Consider the following 16,510-nt stretch of genomic DNA (forward strand, 5'->3'; position numbering starts at 1 on the left):
GGTCAGGCCTCCGTTCCGAATGGCTGGGTGAAGCGGACGTCGCCCTCGACCATGTCCCGCATGTCGGGGATGCCGTTGCGGAACTGGAGCGTGCGCTCCAGGCCCATGCCGAAGGCGAATCCGGAGTAGACCTCGGGGTCGACGCCGCAGTTGCGCAGCACGTTCGGGTTGACCATGCCGCAGCCGCCCCACTCGACCCAGCCCGCGCCGCCCTTCTTCTCCGGGAACCACACGTCCACCTCGGCGGACGGCTCGGTGAAGGGGAAGAAGCTGGGGCGCAGCCGGGTGCGCGACTGGTCGCCGAAGACGGCGCGCGCGAACGCGTCGAGGGTGCCCTTGAGGTGGGCCATGGTCAGGCCCTTGTCCACGGCGAGCCCCTCCACCTGGTGGAACACCGGGGTGTGGGTGGCGTCCAGCTCGTCGGTGCGGAAGGTGCGGCCGGGGCACACCACGTACACCGGGAGCTCGCGGTCGAGCAGCGTGCGCGCCTGCACGGGGCTGGTGTGCGTGCGCAGCACCAGGCCCGAGTCGGCGGGCCCGACGTAGAAGGTGTCCTGCATGGACCGCGCGGGGTGGTCCTTGCCGAAGTTGAGCGCGTCGAAGTTGAACCACTCCGCCTCGAGCTCGGGCCCCTCGGCGATCTCGTAGCCCATGGCCACGAAGATGTCGCCGACGCGCTCGGCGAGGGTCGTGATGGGGTGGCGGGCCCCGCGCGGCACCCGGTCCCACGGGAGGGTGACGTCGACGGACTCCTCCCGCAGCACCCGCTCGTCCCGCTCGACCTGCAGGACGGCTCGGCGCGCCTCGAAGGCCGCGTCGATCGCCTGCTTGGCGACGTTGACGCGCTTGCCCGCCTCGGACTTCGCGGCCGGGGGCAGCGCGCCGATCTCGCGGCGGGCCTGCAGGACGGCGGAGCGGTCTCCGAGGTGGGCGGGCTTGGCGGCGGCGAGCGCGTCGAGGTCGCCCGCCTGGGCGAACGCCTCCTGGGCCCGCTCGACCGCGGCGTCGAGCGCCTCGGCGGACAGCGCCGCGACCTGCTTGGGGTCGTACGGGTCGTTGGCTCCGGACATGGTTGGTGTACAGCTCCCGTCGCGGACATGAGGTGATGGCCGCCACGCGCGGTGCGTTGCGCCTGCGCGGTGCGGCGGACCGATCCTAGGTGACCGGTCCAAAATAAGAGCGACCGCGGCCCCGGCGCACCTAGAATTCGGGCGTCTGAAAGCGATCAAGACCTGAGGTGGACCGCACTCTTATGGCACACACCTTCGGTGTCGACCTGCGCGGGATCATCGACCTGCTCAGCCACCACCTGTACAGCAGCCCTCGCGTGTACGCCCGCGAGCTGCTGCAGAACGCGGTGGACGCCATCACCGCCCGCCGCGCGCTCCAGCCGGACGCGCCGGGCGAGGTGGTCATCGAGCCTGCCGATTCCAGCGCCGACGGCACCCTGCGCATCTCCGACACGGGCATAGGCCTGACCGAGAGCGAGGTGCACGACCTGCTCTCGACGCTGGGCCGCACGTCCAAGCGGGACGAGCTGGGGTTCGCCCGCCAGGGCTTCCTCGGCCAGTTCGGCGTGGGCCTGCTGTCGGCGTTCCTCGTCGCCGAGCGGGTGCGGCTGGTCAGCCGCTCCGCGAAGGGCGGGCCCGCGGTCCGCTGGTCGGCCGACGCGGCGGGCAACTACGAGGTCGAGGTGGACGACTCGGCGCGCGCCGAGGTCGGCACCACGATCGAGTTGGTGCCGAGCCGCGACAGCGACCACTGGCTCGGCCGCGACGTGGTGCGCGCGCTGGTCGCCGAGTACGGCGAGCTGCTGCCGGTCACCGTCCGGGTGGGTGACGAGGTTCTCACGACCGACGAGCTGCCGTGGCTGACCGACCCGATGGGGTACGGGGCGCGCGTGCTGGGCCTGGAGCCGTTCGCGGCGATCCCGGTCGAGGTGCCCGCCGTCGGCCTGACCGGCGTGGCGTACGTGCTGCCCGCGGGCGTGCACCCCGGAGCCCGCCAGTCGCACCGGGTGTACCTGAAGCGGATGCTGGTCGGCGAGGCCATCGAGGGCCTGCTGCCCGACTGGGCGTACTTCGTGCGCTGCGTCGTGGACACCTCCTCGCTGCGGCCCACGGCCAGCCGCGAGTCGCTGTACCAGGACGAGACGCTGCTGATCGTGCAGGAGGAGCTGGGCCGCCAGGTGCGGGACTGGCTGGTGCGCCTGGACGCCACCGACCCCGGCCGCACCTCGGCGCTGATGGAGGCGCACCACCTGGGCATCAAGTCGCTGGCCAGGGTGGACGAGGAGATGCTGCGGCTGGTGGAGCGCTGGCTGCCGTTCGAGACCACGGACGGCGCGCAGTCGCTCAAGCAGTTCCGCCGCCGCTACGGCTCGGTGCTGTACCTGCCGGACGTGGACGAGTTCCGCCAGCTCGCGCCGGTCGCGCACGCCCAGGGCATGGGTCTGCTGAACGCCGGTTACGCCTACGACCTGGAGGTCCTGGAGCGCCTGGTCGCGCTGGACGGTCCGGGTGCGGCGCGGCGGGTGGCGCCCAGCGAGGTGCTGGCCGCGCTCGGCGACCCCGAGCCGGAGGTGGAGCGGGCGCTGCGGGCGCGGCTGGGGGACGCGGCGGGGGTGCTGGAGCGGCACGACTGCGAGGTCGTCCCGCGCGACTTCGACCCGGCCTCGCTGCCCGCGCTGCTGGTGACCAACGCCGAGGGCGAGCGCAGGCGCGACGTGGAGCAGGCGGGCGAGGAGGCCGACGACCCGCTGTGGGCGCAGCTGCTGGGCAGCCTGGCCGAGTCCGCGCCGGGCGCGGCGCAGCGGCTGGTGCTCAACTGCCGCAGCCCGCTGGTGCGCAGGCTCGCGGAGCTGACCGACCCGGCGCTCGTGGAGCTGACCGTGGAGTCGCTGTACGTGCACGCGCTGCTCCAGTCCCGACGCCCCATGCGCCCGAAGGACACCGCCGCGCTCAACCGCTCGTTCCTGGACCTGCTCGACCGGGCCGTGGACAACCGATGAAGGGGCAGCCCCGATGACCGAAGAACCCGGCCGGGACGAGATCAAGCAGGCCGCCGAGCAGCAGTTCGCGCAGGCCTACCACCTGCCGGAGGGCATGGCCAGGCACGAGGCGCTGGAGCGGGCGGCGCGGGCGGCGGACGCCTGCGACCACCTGCCGCTGGCGGTGAGCTGCCGGATCGCGCTGCTGCGCTCGGCGCACGACCTGAACCGCTACGACCTGATGCTGGCCCCGTTCGCCTGGTGCGGCGCGGCCGAGCGGCGCGACCCCACGGCGTTCGACGAGTGGGAGACGCACAACTACGACTGGGCGCACAAGTGGATCGTCACCGGTCTGCTCGCCGACCCCCGGTTCAGCCTGGAGCAGATCGGCTCGGTGCTGGAGCAGCTGGCGACCCGCTACCGGCAGCACGGCTTCTCGGCGCAGCCGGTGCACGGGGCGCGCACCGAGCTGGCCGACCACGTCGGTGACGAGGCCGGTTACCGGGAGCACTTCGCCCGCTACCTGGCGGCCGAGCGCGGCCCGCTCAGCGACTGCGAGGCGTGCGTGGTCGAGGAGCAGGCCAGGCACCTGATCTGGCAGGGCAGGCCCGCCGAGGCGATCGCGCACGCCGAGCACCAGCTGGCCGAGGACACCGGCTGCGCGGGCCAGCCGCAGGGCATCCTGACCACGCTGACGCCCGCGTTCGTCGAGGTGGGCGACCTGGAGCGGGCCCGCGAGGCGCACGTGGTGGCGCACCGCGCGATCCGCGACGACCTGGTGACCGGGTACCTGGACGACCACCTGGTGTTCTGCGCGACCTCGGGCAACGTGGAGCGCGGCGTCGAGCTGCTCAAGCGGCACCTGCACCGGGTGCACTCGTCCACGAACCCCGCGCAGGCCATGCGGTTCTCGGCGGGCGCGGCGCTGCTGCTGGACCGGCTGGACCGGCCGGAGGAGTTCGCGGTGCCGCGCGACGGGCGCACCGAGGTGCTGTCCGCGGACGAGCTGCGCGAGTTCCTGCGGGCGCAGGCGCTGGAGATCGCGGCCCGCTTCGACGAGCGCAACGGCAGCGACGCGGTGAGCGCGCGGATCCGCAGGACGCTGGCGCTGGCCGACACCGAGCCGGTGCCGCTGGCGGTGCCGACGGCGGCGGACGCGCAGATCGACGCGCCGGTCGAGTCCGCTGTGGACGAGGAGGTGCTGTCCGACCCGGTGGAGCTGGCCGAGCGGGCGCTGAAGGCGTTCTCCGGCAACGACTTCCTCACCGGGATGCGGCTGCTGCGCTCGCTGCCCGCCGACCTGGACGCGCTGCTGCCCGACGTGCTGGCGGCGCGGGTCGCGGCCCGCAGGGCGCTCGCCTCCAAGCCGGGCCTGGACGACGAGGCCGCGCTGGCGGCGTTCCGGGCGGCCGTGGCGCGGCTGGAGGAGCTGGGCGAACCGGACCTGGCGGTGCGCTACCGCAGCCGGGGCGCCGGCCGCTGGTCCGAGCTGACCGGCGGGCTGGAGGCGGCGGTCGCCGAGGCGCGCGAGTGCGTCGCGCTGGCCGCGACCCCCAGGACGCTGGTGCTGGCGAAGCTGGTGCTGGCCGAGCTGGTGGAGCGCTCGGACGACGGGCTGGTGCCGGAGGCGCTGGAGCTGGTCGAGCAGGCGCGCGAGCTGGCCGAGCCGGACGCGGACCTGCTGGTGCGGGTGCGCTGCGCGCGGGCCGAGCACCTGGCCAGCGCGGACCGCCTGGAGGAGGCGCGGGAGATCGCCGAGGCGCTGCTGGCCGAGGACCCGCCGCCGTCGGTGCGGTTCAACGCGCTGCGGCTGCTCGGGCACCTGGCCGTGCTGCGCGAGGACGGTGACGCGGCGCTGGAGGCGGCGGACGCGCTGGTCGCCGCGTCGGGGTCGGTGCGCGGGCCGTGGACGGTCGAGGCGCACCAGCGGCGGGTCTCGCTGGTGGAGCACCTGGGCCGGTACGCGGACCGGATGGGCGCGCTGCGCGAGGCCGTCGCGGTGACCCGCGAGCTGGGCAGCGAGCAGGAGGTCGTGTGGGCGTGCTTCGCGCTCGCGGGCGGTTACCTGAACGTGCGGCGGCCGATCGAGGCGGCCGAGGCGCTGGAGGAGGCGTTGCGGATCCTGGAGGCGGGCGACCTGCCGCCGTCCGACTCGGTGCCGGTGCTGTTCCGGCTCGGCAAGGTGTGCACGCAGCTCGGCGAGACCGACGCGGCGCTGCGGCACCTGGAGGCCGCGCTCGCGGCGGCCCCCGAGGAGGAGCTGCTGCAGCGGGCCGTGACGCTGGACGCGCTCGGCGCGGCGCGGTCGCAGGCCGGTCAGGAGGTCGAGGGCGCCGAGGCGTACGAGGGCGCGGCGCGGCTGTGGACCGAGATCGGCGACGCCTACGAGGCGGCGGCGTCCTGGATGGAGGCGGCGAGCACCCGGCCGAACGACGACGTGGCCGAGTCGTTCCACGCGGTCTCGCACGCCGAGGGGCTGCTGGAGCACGTGGACGACGAGGAGCAGGTGCTCATGCTGCGCACCAGGATCGCCGCCATCCGCGGGTTCCTGCACGCGCAGGAGGAGGACTGGGCGAAGGCGCTGGAGCACAACGGCGTCGCCGAGGAGCTGGCTGACCAGTCCGGCGACGAGCACCGCAGGCTGTTCATGATCACCAGGGGCGCGCGGTTCCTGCTGGCGGCCGAGGACCCGGAGAACGCCGAGGCCGAGGCGAGGCGCGCGGGCGCCCTGGTGACCGACCGGACGCCGCCGCCGATCATCGGCGACCTGGCGGGGGCGCTGGAGGAGGCGCTGCGCGCGCAGGACAAGCAGGTCGTCGGCGACGCGCTGCTGCGGTCGTTGAACGCCAGGCTGAACGACGAGTGACCGGTGGCGCGCCTCCCGCTACCCCACGAAGCGGGAGGCGCGCTGACGGCACCGTGCCGCAGTCGGGCTGAGGGGGACCTGAAGTCGGCTGAAGCGTTCTTCAGGCGCGGCGGTGTCGTCCTGTGGCACGTTCCGGGGCATGAGGGTGCTGCTGGTTGACGACGACCGCAGGCTCGTCGGGCTGCTCGCGCGGGGGCTGGTCGCCGAGGGCTTCGCGGTGGACGTGGAGCACGACGGCGAGGCGGGTCTGTGGCGGGCCTCGGAGCACGCGTACGACGTGGTCGTGCTGGACATCATGCTGCCGGGGCTCAACGGGTACCGGGTGTGCGCGCGGCTGCGCGACGCGGGGGTCGAGACGCCGATCCTGATGCTGACGGCCAAGGACGGCGAGCTGGACGAGGCCGAGGGCCTGGACACCGGCGCCGACGACTACCTGACGAAGCCGTTCTCGTACGTGGTGCTGGTGGCGCGGCTGCGCGCGCTGGCCCGGCGGGGCGCGGCGGGACGACCGGCGGCGGTGGTCGCGGGCGACCTGGTGGTGGACCCGGCGACGCGCGCCTGCTCGCGACGGGGGACGCCGATTTCGTTGACCGCCAAGGAGTTCGCGGTGCTGGAGCACCTGGCGCGGCGCAAGGGGCGGGTGGTCACCAAGGACGAGGTGCTGGCCGGGGTGTGGGACTCGGCGCGGGAGGCGGACCACAACCTCGTCGAGGTGTACGTGAGCGCGCTGCGCCGGAAGATCGACTTACCGTTCGGGACCTTCACGATCACCACGGTGCGCGGGGTGGGGTACCGGCTGGAGGAGTCGTGAGGGGGCGGCTGCGGCGGCGGGTGACGGCGGTGGCGATGGCCGCGATCTCGGTGCCGCTGCTGGCGATCGCGAGCCTGGTGGCGGTGTACCTGCGGGACGAGGCGATGCGGCTGGAGAACGCGCCGGGCCGGGGGGCTGGCGTCTGCGCGGTGGTCATGGTGACCCAGCCCGAGGCGGTGGCGGAGGACCGGTGGCAGTGGCGGACCACGCAGTGCGACGGCGCGGGCTACGAGCACCGGTCGTTGCCGGTGCGCGTCGGGGACGTCCCGATGACGGGGATCGCGGCCGAGGACGTGGTCGTGGCGGCCAAGGCGCTGCGCAGCTCCCACTACCTGGTCCCGGAGCTCTCCCTGTGGCCGCTGACCGACCCGGTGCGCATCGGCCACCGCCGCATCACCGAGGACGGCAGCCCGATCTCCACGGTGGGCGCGCGCCCGGAGGAGCTGGAGCAGGTCGCCGCCGTCCAGCAACGGCTCAACCAGGAGGTCCTGCTGCTGTTCGGCGGCGCGCTCGCGCTGACCGCGCTGACCGGGATCGCGGTGTGGCTGGCGGTGGGCCGGGCGCTGCGGCCGGTGGGGGCGATCCGGCGGGAGCTGGCCGACATCACCGAGCACGACTTGGCCCGCAGGGTGCCGCTCCCCCGCGTCCGCAACGAGCTGAGCGAGCTGGCGGCCACCGTGAACACCGCGCTGGACCGCTTGGAGCGGGCCGTGGAGGAGAACCGGCGGTTCGCAGCCGACGCCTCGCACGAGCTGCGCAGCCCGATCGCCGCGCTGCGCGCCGAGCTGGAGATCGCCCGCAGCCACCCGGAGAACGCCGACTGGCCCTCGGTCGTGGAGGGCGCGCTGGCCGACACCGATCGCATCCAGGCGCTGACCACCGACCTGCTCCTGCTCACCAGGCTCGACCACACCAAGTCGATCTCCGCGCCGCTCGACCTGGTCGCGTTGGCGCGCGAGGACGTCGCGCGCCGGAGATCCGGGCATGAACTCGTCGTCGACCTTCCCGACGCCCCCGTCCAAGTGCTCGGAAGTCGCCCACTGCTGGGCCGGTTGCTCGGGAACCTGCTGGACAACGCCGAGCGCCACGCCGAATCCGCGATCACCGTTCGACTGTCCACAACGGACGACTCCGTCGTCCTCGAAGTCGCCGACGACGGCCAGGGAATCCCGGAAGCCGACCGCGAGCGCGTGTTCGACCGCTTCACCCGCCTCGACGAGGCCCGCGCCCGCGACACCGGCGGCACCGGGCTCGGCCTGGCCATCGCGCGTCGCATCGCCGCCGTGCATCGCGGCACGCTCGTCGTCGGCGCGAGCGCGCGGGGTGCGCTGCTAATCGCCGCGCTGCCCCGCGCGGACCGGCTCTAGGCCCGGTGCGCCCGCGCGGACGCGTACAGGCACACCGCGGCGGCCGTGGCCAGGTTCAGGCTCTCCGCGCCGCCGTACAGCGGCACCTTCAGGGCGCCGTCCAGGCTGGTCACGACCTCGTCGGGCAAACCGTGCGCCTCGCTGCCGAACACCCACGCCGTGGGGTGGGCCAGGTCGCCGCGCAGGTCGGCGGTCACCAAATCCTCGGTGGCGTACCCGTCGGCGGCGACCAGGCGCAGCCCGGCCGCGCGGCAGGCCGCGAACACGTCCTCGGCGGAACGGGCGCGGGCGATCGGCAGGTGGAACACGCTGCCGGTCGAGGCGCGCACGCACTTGCCGTTGTGCACGTCGACCGAGTCGCCCGCGAAGACCACCGCGTCGGCGCCCGCCGCGTCGGCGACCCGGACGACGGTGCCCGCGTTGCCGGGGTCGCCGACGCCGTGCAGCACCGCGACCAGGCGGGCGGAGGGGGTGAGGGCGGCGTCGAGGGGGACCTCGACCGGGTCGCACACGGCGACCACGCCCTGCGGGGTGACCGTCTCCGACAGCGCGGCGGCGGCCTTGTCCGTGACGACGCTGATCGGCACGCCCGACGAGGCGGCGGCGTCGACCAGCTCCTGGTTGCGCTCGGCGGCGACCTCGGTGACGAACAGCTCGTGCACCCGGCCACGCCCCGCGGCGGACCAGGCGAGGGCCTCGCGGACCGCCTGCGCGCCCTCGGCGAGGAAGCGGGCGGCCCGGTCGCGGCCGGAGCGGCGGGTCAGGCGTCGAGCGGCGACGACCCGCGGAGTCCGCTCGGTGAACGGGACGTCCGCGGGTCGTGGCGCACGACTGGCGTCGCTGATCAGGCCTTGTCCTCGGCCGGAGCGTTGACGTCGGCGGGCATGGCCGCCTTGGCCAGCTCGACCACCGCGGCGAACGCGGTCGGGTCGCTGACGGCCAGCTCGGCCAGGATCTTGCGGTCGACCTCGATGCCGGCCAGGCGAAGACCCTGGATGAAGCGGTTGTAGGTCATGCCGTTGGCACGCACGCCCGCGTTGATGCGCTGGATCCAGAGCTTGCGGAAGTCGCCCTTGCGCGCACGGCGGTCGCGGTACGCGTAGTTGAGCGAGTGGAGCACCTGCTCCTTGGCCTTGCGGTACAGCCTCGAACGCTGGCCGCGGTAGCCGCTGGCGAGCTCAAGGGTGGTACGGCGCTTCTTCTGGGCGTTCACGGCCCTTTTGACGCGTGCCACGGGTCCATCCTGTCGATCTCGTGGGGCTGGGGGACGCCCCGGTGGTGAAAAAGGGGGCGGGTTAGAGGCCGAGCAGCTTCTTCAGCCGAGGCACGTCGTTCTTCGCGACCTCGGTGGCGCCGGAGAGGCGACGGGTGAGCTTGCTGGACTTCTTCTCCAGCAGGTGGCGCTTGCCCGCCTTCTCCCGCATCAGCTTGCCGCTGCCGGTGACCTTCACTCGCTTGGAGGTCCCGCTGTGGCTCTTGTTCTTCGGCATTTCCGTCCTCGTCTCGTGCAGCGACCACCCGAGCGGGGGCGCCGTGCTCTGATCTCCCGGCCCGGAGGCCGGGAGATCACAACTTCACTCCGCCGGCGCGTCCTCAGCCGGGGCGTCCGCCAGATCGTCGTTCTCGTGCTTGATCGGACGGGTCTTGGTGGTCTTGTGCGGGGCCAGCACCATGATCATGTTGCGGCCGTCCTGCTTCGGGTTCGACTCCACGAAACCGAGCTCCGCGACGTCCTCGGCCAGCCGCTGGAGCAGCCGGTAGCCCAGCTCGGGCCGGGACTGCTCTCGGCCACGGAACATGATGGTCACCTTGACCTTGTTCCCCTGACCCAGGAAGCGGGCGACGTGGCCCTTCTTCGTCTGGTAGTCGTGGGGATCGATCTTCGGGCGGAGCTTCTGCTCCTTGATGACCGTGAGCTGCTGGTTGCGCCGGGACTCGCGGGCCTTCTGCGCGGACTCGTACTTGTACTTGCCGTAGTCCATGAGCTTGCAGACGGGCGGGCGAGCCTGCGCGGCGACCTCGACGAGGTCGAGGTCCGATTCCTGTGCGAGTCGGAGCGCGTCCTCGATGCGAACGATCCCGACCTGCTCACCGTTCGGCCCGACCAGACGAACCTCGGGCACGCGGATGCGGTCGTTGATACGCGGCTCGGTGCTCACGGGAGCACCTCGGTTCGAGGGACTTGTCATGCACGTCCTTTGCGACTCGTTGTGCGCCAAAAGACAAGAGGCCTCACGCTTTGCCCAGCGTGAGGCCCGCTCTTCCGACCGATCGCACAACGACAGGGCGCAGTCCACCCTGCGAGGGACCGGACCCGGCCACCTGCCACGAGGGCGGCGGACGCGGGTGGGAGCGGGGCTCCACTTGCCGTTCCCGCACGTGCGGGAACTGGTCGCGTCGAACATCGTAGCAGATCGCTTGTCAACCCCCGAACCGGCGGCGTCCGGAGGCGGGTTGCGACAATGTCCGGGTGACCGACCTGCCTGACGACAACGTCCGCGACCTGCACGACGTCCCCAGCATCGAGGTGATCAGCAAGGCCTCGGTCATGCTGCTCTCCGCCGCCGCCGAGCGCCTCGGCCTGGCCGACGAGGACCCGGACAACAGCCCCCGCCGCGACCTGGACGAGGCCCGGAGGTTGATCACCGCGCTGGCCGGCCTGGTGACCGCCTCCGCCGAGTACCTCGGCCCGCACGCGGGTCCCCTGCGCGACGGCCTGCAGTCCGTGCAGCGCGCGTTCCGCGAGGCGTCGGCGTTCCCGGACGAGCCCGGCAAGGGCCCCGGCGAGAAGTTCACCGGCCCGGTCTACTGACCCCCTCCCCCGCCGTTCCCCGCGTCACCCGGTCAGCCGGGTGGCGCGGGCAGGCGGGACGGTCGCGCGAGCGGCCCACCACCCGTCCCGCCCGGCACCGAGGCGCGGGCGCCCGCGGTCACACCGGCGGACGCCCGCGCCACCCACCCGTGCGGGGTCAGTCCCCCTTGGCGCCGCCCTTGACGCGGCCCTTCCCGCCCCGCCCCGCCTTGACGCGGGGCCGCACCCCGGACGAGCGCAGCTGCCTGGCCGCGAGCTGGGCGATGATCTCCGGGTCCTGCCTGCGCCACCCCTCGAGCGGGTCGCCGTCGAACGCGGCGAGCTGGCGCAGGTCCAGGTTGTTGAGCGCGTGCAGCGCGAGCAGGTCCTCGCGCCCGGCGTCGCGCAGCGTGCGGGCGGCCGTGGCGCGGCGGGCGAACCGGTAGCGCAGCGGCAGCCACGTGATCAGCAGGAACGCGACCGGCAGCGCGACGAAGGCGACGGCGAGCCAGAGCGCGGTGGTCTCGACGGCCTCGATCTGCGCCTGCCCGGCCCCGACGACGGAGGTCCCGGCGTCCTGCCCGCGCTGGAGCGCGGAGGCGAGGTCGTCGCCGACGAGCGGCATCCCGCGCGCCCGGTCGGCGGCGTCGCGGAAGGTGTCGCCGAGCCCCTGACCGGCGCCGATCAGCTCCTCGCCGGTCGTCCGCAGAGTCAGCACGGAGTCGCGCACGCCCAGCGCGAAGTCGATCCAGAACCAGGTCCAGGCGACGGCGACCAGGTCGGCGGCGAGCTGGAGGGCAAAGCGGTCGGGCCGGTCCGAGTACCACTTCATGCGCGCAGGGATACCAGCTCGCACCGACGCGTGACACCCCCTCGGGCGAACCTCCCCCCTCAGACTCCCACCGCTCGGGACGGCCGGTCACCGGGCCCCGTCACGAGCCGGGCGAGCGGTCCGTTCACCCGGCCAACGGCGCACGTCCGCACCCACCTGCGCCTTTCCCTCCCGGCCACCCCCAGCGGTCTACTGTCCCCCCGTGGCCACACCGCTGGGCGACCTGCTGCGTCACCACCGGACCCGCGCGGGGCTGACCCAGGAGGACCTCGCCGAGGGCTCCGGCGTCAGCGTGCGCGCCATCAGCGACGTGGAGCGCGGCCGGGCCAGGGGTCCCCAGCGGCGCACCGTCGCCGCGCTCGCCGACGTGCTCGGGCTGGACGACGCGGACCGCTCCGAGCTGCTCGCCGCCGCCCAGCGCGGCCGGGCCCGCGCCACCCGCTCGCCCGGTCCCCGCGCGCTCCCGCCGGACCTGCCCGACCTCACCGGCCGCGCGGACGAGCTGGCCGCGATCCGCGCCGCCGCCGCGCGGGCCAGGGGCACCGAGGTGGTCGCCGTGCACGGCGCCCCCGGTTCCGGCAAGACCAGCCTGGTCGTGCGGGCCGCCCACGAGCTGGCCGCCTCCCACCCCGGCGGCTGCTTCTTCTTCGCCCTGCGCGGCGTCGACGCGACGCCCGTGCGGCCGGACGAGGTGACCCGGCGGGTGCTGGTGGCGCTGGGCGAGGACCCGCCGCACTCGGAGGCCGAGCGCACCGACCGCTACCGGGCGCTGCTGCGGGAGCGCTCGACCGTGCTGGTGCTGGACAACGCGCTCGACGAGGCCCAGGTCCGCCCGCTGCTGGCCGAGGGCGCGCGCTCCCTGGTGCTGATCACCTCCCACCAGGTCCTCGGCGGCCTGGAGGGCGCGACCCGGCTCGGCCTGGACGTGCTGCGCGAGTCCGAGTCCACCGGGCTGCTGGCCGCCATCGCGGGCGAGGCGCGGACCGGCGCGGAGCCCGAGGCGACCCTGGCGGTCGCCCGGCTGTGCGGCGGCCTGCCGCTGGCGCTGCGGATCGCGGGGAACCGCCTGGTCTCCCGTCCGAGGTGGACGGTCGCGCACCTGGCCGCGAGGCTGGGCGACGAGCGCCGCAGGCTGTCCGCGCTCACGGCGGGCGACCTGGGCGTGCGCCCCGCGTTCGAGCTGTCCTACCGCCAGCTCGCCCCGCTGCCGCGGGCGCTGTTCCGGGCGTTGTCGCTGCTCCCCGGTTCGGGCTGCGCCCCGGAGTCGGCGGCGGTGGCGCTGGACGTCGACGCGGTCACCGCCGAGGACGCCCTGGACGAGCTGGTGGACGCGAGCCTGCTCGGCACGGCGGAGGAGCCCGGCCGGTACGCGCTGCACGACCTGCTGCGGGTGTTCGCGGGCGAGCGCCTGGCCGCCGAGTCCGACCCGGCCGCCGTCGTGGCGGCGCGGGAGCGGCTGGACGGCTGGTTCCTGGACCGCGCCACCACCGCGCTGTCGTTCTACGGCACCGAGGCCAGGCAGGAGCCCGCCGACGGCCTCGCCGACGCGGCCGAGGCGGACGCCTGGCTGGTGGCCGAGCTGTCGAACTGGCTGGGCGCGCTGGACCGGACCGCCGGGGCGGGCGGGCACGAGCGGGTGCTGCGGCTGGCCTCGGCCGCGCACTGGTACTCCGACCAGCACGGCGACGCCACCACCTGGGAGCGGGTGTTCGGGGCCGGGGTGGCCGCCGCGCGGGCGCTGGGCAGCGCGCGCGACGAGGCGGTGCAGCTGAACTTCCTGACCTGGGTGCTGGTGGTGCTGCGCGGCTCCCCCGAGCGGGGCCTGGCGCTGCACGACCTGGCGCGGGCGGCGGCGGTGTCGGCGGGGGACGTGCGCGAGCAGGGCTGGGCCGCGCACTACCGGGCGCTGGCGCTGCGCCGGGCCGGTGACCTGGAGGGCGCGCGGCGCAGCGCGGTGCGGGCGCAGGAGCTGTTCCTGGCGGCCGGGTACCCGCTGGGCGCGCACATCGCGGGCAGCGCGCTGGGGCAGGTGCTGGCGCAGGCGCGGCGGCACGCGGAGGCCGAGGCCGTGCACCGGGGGCTGCTGGCGGCGGTGCGCGCGGACGAGGCGGGGCTGCGCCCGGAGATGCGGGACGCGCTGGAGGCGGCGCTGCTGATGCAGCTGGCCGACGCGCTGGCCGGGCTGGAGCGGTGGGCCGAGGTGGTGGCGGTGGCGCGGGAGGCCGTCGGGCTGGCCGCGGGCGCGCGGTCGCCGGTCACGGAGCTCAGGGCGCGGCTCGCGGTCGGGGTGGCGCTGCACCGGTCGGGCGCGCTGCCGGAGGCGAGGGCGGAGCTGGAGCGGGCGTTGGAGCTGGGCGGCGAGCGCGGCAGGCCGAGCCTGCCGGACGTGCTGGACGCGCTGGCCGGGGTGCTCGACGACCTGGGCGACCCGCGCGCGAGCGGGCAGCTGCGCGCGCGGGCCGCCGAACTCCGGTCAGCCGATCGGTGAGGCGTTCCTGGCCACGGCCGTCCTCCTCAGCAACGCTCTTTCCGGTGGTCCGATCGCAGTCAACCCCGCGGCGGTGCGGGCGCGCCATGCGGAACCACCGGCAGAACTGGTCCACTCGGACGGTAACCCGCGTGGGCGACGTTGCGCCGTCCGGGGGGTTTCGCTCCGGTGACGCGCTGCCGGACGACCGGCCCCGACCCCCGCGCGGGGGCCGGGGGCGGCGGTCAGTCCAGGACGGCCAGCGCGTCGATCTCGACCAGCAGCCCGGCGGGGAGCCCGACGTAGACCGTGGTGCGCGCCGAGAACGGCCCCTCGGTCATGAACTCGCCGTACGCGTCGTTCATCTCGCCGAAGTGCGCGGTGTCGGTCAGGTAGACGCGCAGCATCACGACGTCGGCCAGCGACGCGCCGCCCGCCTCCAGCACGGCGATGACGTTGCGCATCGCCTGCGCGGTCTGCTCGGCGACGGTCGTGCCGACGATCTCCCCGGTCTCCGGGTGGAACGCGACCTGCCCGGCGACCTGGAGCAGGTTGCCCTTGCGGACGCCCTGGGAGAACCTCGCCACCGGGGTAGGCGCGTTCTCGGTCCGAACCTCGACCTTGGAGCCCATCGCTGTTGTTCCTCTCTCAGTCACGCGCGGTCCACCCGCACTCGATCGACGCGGCCCGCGCGGTGGCGAGCAAGTCGGGCAGGTGCCCGAGCAACCCGTCGAAGTCCAGCAGCACCTTCGGCACCGACATCGACACCGCGGCGACGACCTCCCCGCGCGCGCCCCTGATGGGGGCCGCGACGCAGTGGATGAAGTCCTCGTGCTCGGCGTTGTCGACGGCGTACCCGCGCTCGCGCACCTTCTCCAGCTCGGCCAGGTACCGCTCGGGGCCGGTGATGGTGTTCGCGGTGAGCGGCGGGTACTCCATGCCCTCGGCGACCTCGCGGCGCCGGTGCTCGGGCAGGTCGGAGAGCAGCACCTTGGCCACGGCGGTGCAGTGCAGCGGGGCGCGGCGGCCCACGCGCGAGTACATCCGCATGGGGTGGGTGCTGTCGTACTTGTCGATGTAGATGACCTCGCCCGCCTCGTAGGAGGCCAGGTGCACGGTGTAGCCGAGGCGGCCGTTGAGCTCGCGCAGCGCGGGTTCGCTGCTGCGGCGCACGTCGCGCTCCTCCAGCGCCCGGTTGGCCAGGTCGAACAGGGCGGTGCCGAGCCGGTAGTGGTGCACGCCGTCGCGCTGGGCGAAGCGGTGCGACTCCAGGGTGCGCAGGAGCCGGAGCGCGGTGGACTTGTGCACGTCCACGGCTCCCGCCAGCTCGTCCAGGGTCTTGGGCCCGGTGGCGAGCCTGCCCAGGAGGGTCAGCGCGCGGTCCAGGCTCTGGCTCATCGGGGTCTCCTCAGGTGGGCGGCGGCCCACTCCTCGGGCGACGCGTCCAGCAGGGGCGTGGTGACCGAGGGCGGCAGCGGTTCGCCGACATCCTCCCTGGTGAGCAGTGCGGCCGCGGCCTGCAGGTGTCCTGCGCGCAGTCTGCGGGCGGGCGGCTCGCCCGCGAGGTGCGCGGCGAGGTAGCCGGCGGCGAACGCGTCGCCCGCCCCGACCGGCTCGACGACGTCGACGCGCAGCGCGGGCTGGAACACCTGCTCGCCGCCCTCCACGACGGTCGCGCCGCGCTCGCCCTGCTTGACCACGAGCGTGGTCGGGCCGGGGAGCAGGGCGCGCAGCTCGGCCGGGTCGCCGGTGCCCCAGGCGATCTCGGCCTCGTCGGCGCCCGCGAGCACGACGTCGGCGGCGTCGGCCAGCTCGCGCAGCGCCGACGGGTCGCGGTCGGCCCACAGCGCGGGCCGCCAGTTCAGGTCGAACGAGACGAGCGGGCCGCGCGGCCTGGCCAGCACGGCGCGCAGCAGGGCGAGGCAGCTGTCGGACAGGGCGGCGGTGATGCCGCTGACGTGCACGAGCGCGTCGCCGGGGCGGAGCTCGGGCAGCGCGTCGGGGCCGAGCGCGGAAGCGGCCGAGCCGCGCCGGTAGTAGCGGACGGGGCTGCCGGAGGCCGCGGCCTCCTTGACGTACAGGCCGGTGGGGCGGGTCGGGTCGACCACGACGTCGGTGACGTCGACGCCCGCGCCGCCGACCGCGTCGAGCACGGCCCCGCCGAACGCGTCGTCGCCGACCGCGCTCACCCAGCGGCTGGGCACGCCGAGCCGGGCGAGGTGGATCGCGACGTTGGACTCGGCGCCGCCGACCGCCCTGGTCCAGGTGCGCGCGGCGCGCACCGGGCCGGGTTCGGCGGGCACCAGGACCGCCATGGTCTCGCCGAGGCACACCACGCCGCCCACGCCTTCGAACCGCATCCGCGTCCCCCTGGGCTGGTGATCGTT

15 protein-coding genes are annotated in these 16,510 nt (G+C 74.5%); 6 read left to right on the forward strand and 9 right to left on the reverse strand.

What is annotated here, in order from left to right:
* Nucleotides 1-2: 2 nt before the first annotated feature.
* Nucleotides 3-1,070, reverse strand: coding sequence for a phenylalanine--tRNA ligase subunit alpha (gene pheS, locus AMIR_RS27090; RefSeq protein WP_015804168.1), 1,068 nt, complete (start codon nucleotides 1,068-1,070; stop codon nucleotides 3-5).
* Nucleotides 1,071-1,252: 182 nt separating this feature from the next.
* On the opposite strand from pheS, the gene AMIR_RS27095 reads away from it, so the two are divergent.
* From AMIR_RS27095 to AMIR_RS27110, 4 genes are all read left to right on the forward strand, one after another.
* Complete coding sequence (locus tag AMIR_RS27095; RefSeq protein ID WP_015804169.1) at nucleotides 1,253-3,010, forward strand: HSP90 family protein; 1,758 nt, start codon at nucleotides 1,253-1,255, stop codon at nucleotides 3,008-3,010.
* Between the two features lie 13 nt (nucleotides 3,011-3,023).
* Nucleotides 3,024-5,855, forward strand: coding sequence for a hypothetical protein (locus AMIR_RS27100; protein ID WP_015804170.1), 2,832 nt, complete (start codon nucleotides 3,024-3,026; stop codon nucleotides 5,853-5,855).
* Nucleotides 5,856-5,994: 139 nt separating this feature from the next.
* On the forward strand, nucleotides 5,995-6,666 hold the full coding sequence (locus tag AMIR_RS27105) for a response regulator transcription factor (protein ID WP_015804171.1): 672 nt from the start codon (nucleotides 5,995-5,997) through the stop codon (nucleotides 6,664-6,666).
* Nucleotides 6,663-8,033: a sensor histidine kinase gene (locus AMIR_RS27110; protein ID WP_015804172.1), complete on the forward strand. Its 1,371-nt coding sequence runs from the start codon at nucleotides 6,663-6,665 to the stop codon at nucleotides 8,031-8,033. Before AMIR_RS27105 ends, AMIR_RS27110 begins: the two co-directional genes overlap by 4 nt.
* Here AMIR_RS27110 and AMIR_RS27115 read toward each other — a convergent pair.
* From AMIR_RS27115 to infC, 4 genes are all read right to left on the reverse strand, one after another.
* The gene (locus AMIR_RS27115) at nucleotides 8,030-8,878 is read right to left on the reverse strand and encodes a TrmH family RNA methyltransferase (protein WP_015804173.1); all 849 of its coding nucleotides are present in this window, start codon (nucleotides 8,876-8,878) and stop codon (nucleotides 8,030-8,032) included. The genes AMIR_RS27110 and AMIR_RS27115 overlap by 4 nt on opposite strands.
* Complete coding sequence (gene rplT / locus AMIR_RS27120; RefSeq protein ID WP_015804174.1) at nucleotides 8,878-9,267, reverse strand: 50S ribosomal protein L20; 390 nt, start codon at nucleotides 9,265-9,267, stop codon at nucleotides 8,878-8,880. The genes AMIR_RS27115 and rplT overlap by 1 nt, the downstream gene beginning before the upstream one ends.
* Before the next feature lie 61 nt (nucleotides 9,268-9,328).
* Nucleotides 9,329-9,523 (reverse strand): 50S ribosomal protein L35, encoded by a 195-nt coding sequence (gene rpmI / locus AMIR_RS27125; protein ID WP_015804175.1) that lies wholly within the window; start codon nucleotides 9,521-9,523, stop codon nucleotides 9,329-9,331.
* 84 nt (nucleotides 9,524-9,607) lie between these two features.
* Nucleotides 9,608-10,222 carry a translation initiation factor IF-3 gene (gene infC / locus AMIR_RS27130; protein ID WP_015804176.1) on the reverse strand — a complete coding sequence of 205 codons (615 nt, stop codon included), beginning with the start codon at nucleotides 10,220-10,222 and terminating at the stop codon, nucleotides 9,608-9,610.
* A 281-nt stretch (nucleotides 10,223-10,503) separates the two neighbouring features.
* Here infC and AMIR_RS27135 point away from each other — a divergent pair, with 281 nt between their 5' ends.
* Complete coding sequence (locus AMIR_RS27135) at nucleotides 10,504-10,845, forward strand: DUF1844 domain-containing protein (protein ID WP_015804177.1); 342 nt, start codon at nucleotides 10,504-10,506, stop codon at nucleotides 10,843-10,845.
* 157 nt (nucleotides 10,846-11,002) lie between these two features.
* Here AMIR_RS27135 and AMIR_RS27140 read toward each other — a convergent pair whose 3' ends face one another.
* The gene (locus AMIR_RS27140) at nucleotides 11,003-11,656 is read right to left on the reverse strand and encodes a hypothetical protein (RefSeq protein ID WP_015804178.1); all 654 of its coding nucleotides are present in this window, start codon (nucleotides 11,654-11,656) and stop codon (nucleotides 11,003-11,005) included.
* A 202-nt stretch (nucleotides 11,657-11,858) separates the two neighbouring features.
* Between AMIR_RS27140 and AMIR_RS27145 the strand changes: the two genes are divergently transcribed.
* Nucleotides 11,859-14,144, forward strand: coding sequence for an ATP-binding protein (locus tag AMIR_RS27145; protein ID WP_015804179.1), 2,286 nt, complete (start codon nucleotides 11,859-11,861; stop codon nucleotides 14,142-14,144).
* Between the two features lie 224 nt (nucleotides 14,145-14,368).
* Here AMIR_RS27145 and AMIR_RS27150 read toward each other — a convergent pair whose 3' ends face one another.
* Genes AMIR_RS27150 through AMIR_RS27160 form a run of 3 tightly spaced genes read right to left on the reverse strand, consistent with a single transcriptional unit; the run spans nucleotide 14,369 to nucleotide 16,483 of the window.
* Entirely contained in the window at nucleotides 14,369-14,755 is a 387-nt protein-coding gene (locus AMIR_RS27150; protein WP_015804180.1) for a RidA family protein, read from the reverse strand.
* A gap of 16 nt (nucleotides 14,756-14,771) precedes the next feature.
* Nucleotides 14,772-15,521, reverse strand: a complete 750-nt coding sequence (locus tag AMIR_RS27155; protein ID WP_015804181.1) for an IclR family transcriptional regulator — start codon at nucleotides 15,519-15,521, stop codon at nucleotides 14,772-14,774.
* On the reverse strand, nucleotides 15,518-16,483 hold the full coding sequence (locus tag AMIR_RS27160; protein WP_015804182.1) for a sugar kinase: 966 nt from the start codon (nucleotides 16,481-16,483) through the stop codon (nucleotides 15,518-15,520). The genes AMIR_RS27155 and AMIR_RS27160 overlap by 4 nt, the downstream gene beginning before the upstream one ends.
* Nucleotides 16,484-16,510: the final 27 nt, after the last annotated feature.

This window comes from Actinosynnema mirum DSM 43827, from assembly GCF_000023245.1.
GTDB classification, from domain to species: Bacteria; Actinomycetota; Actinomycetes; order Mycobacteriales; family Pseudonocardiaceae; genus Actinosynnema; species Actinosynnema mirum.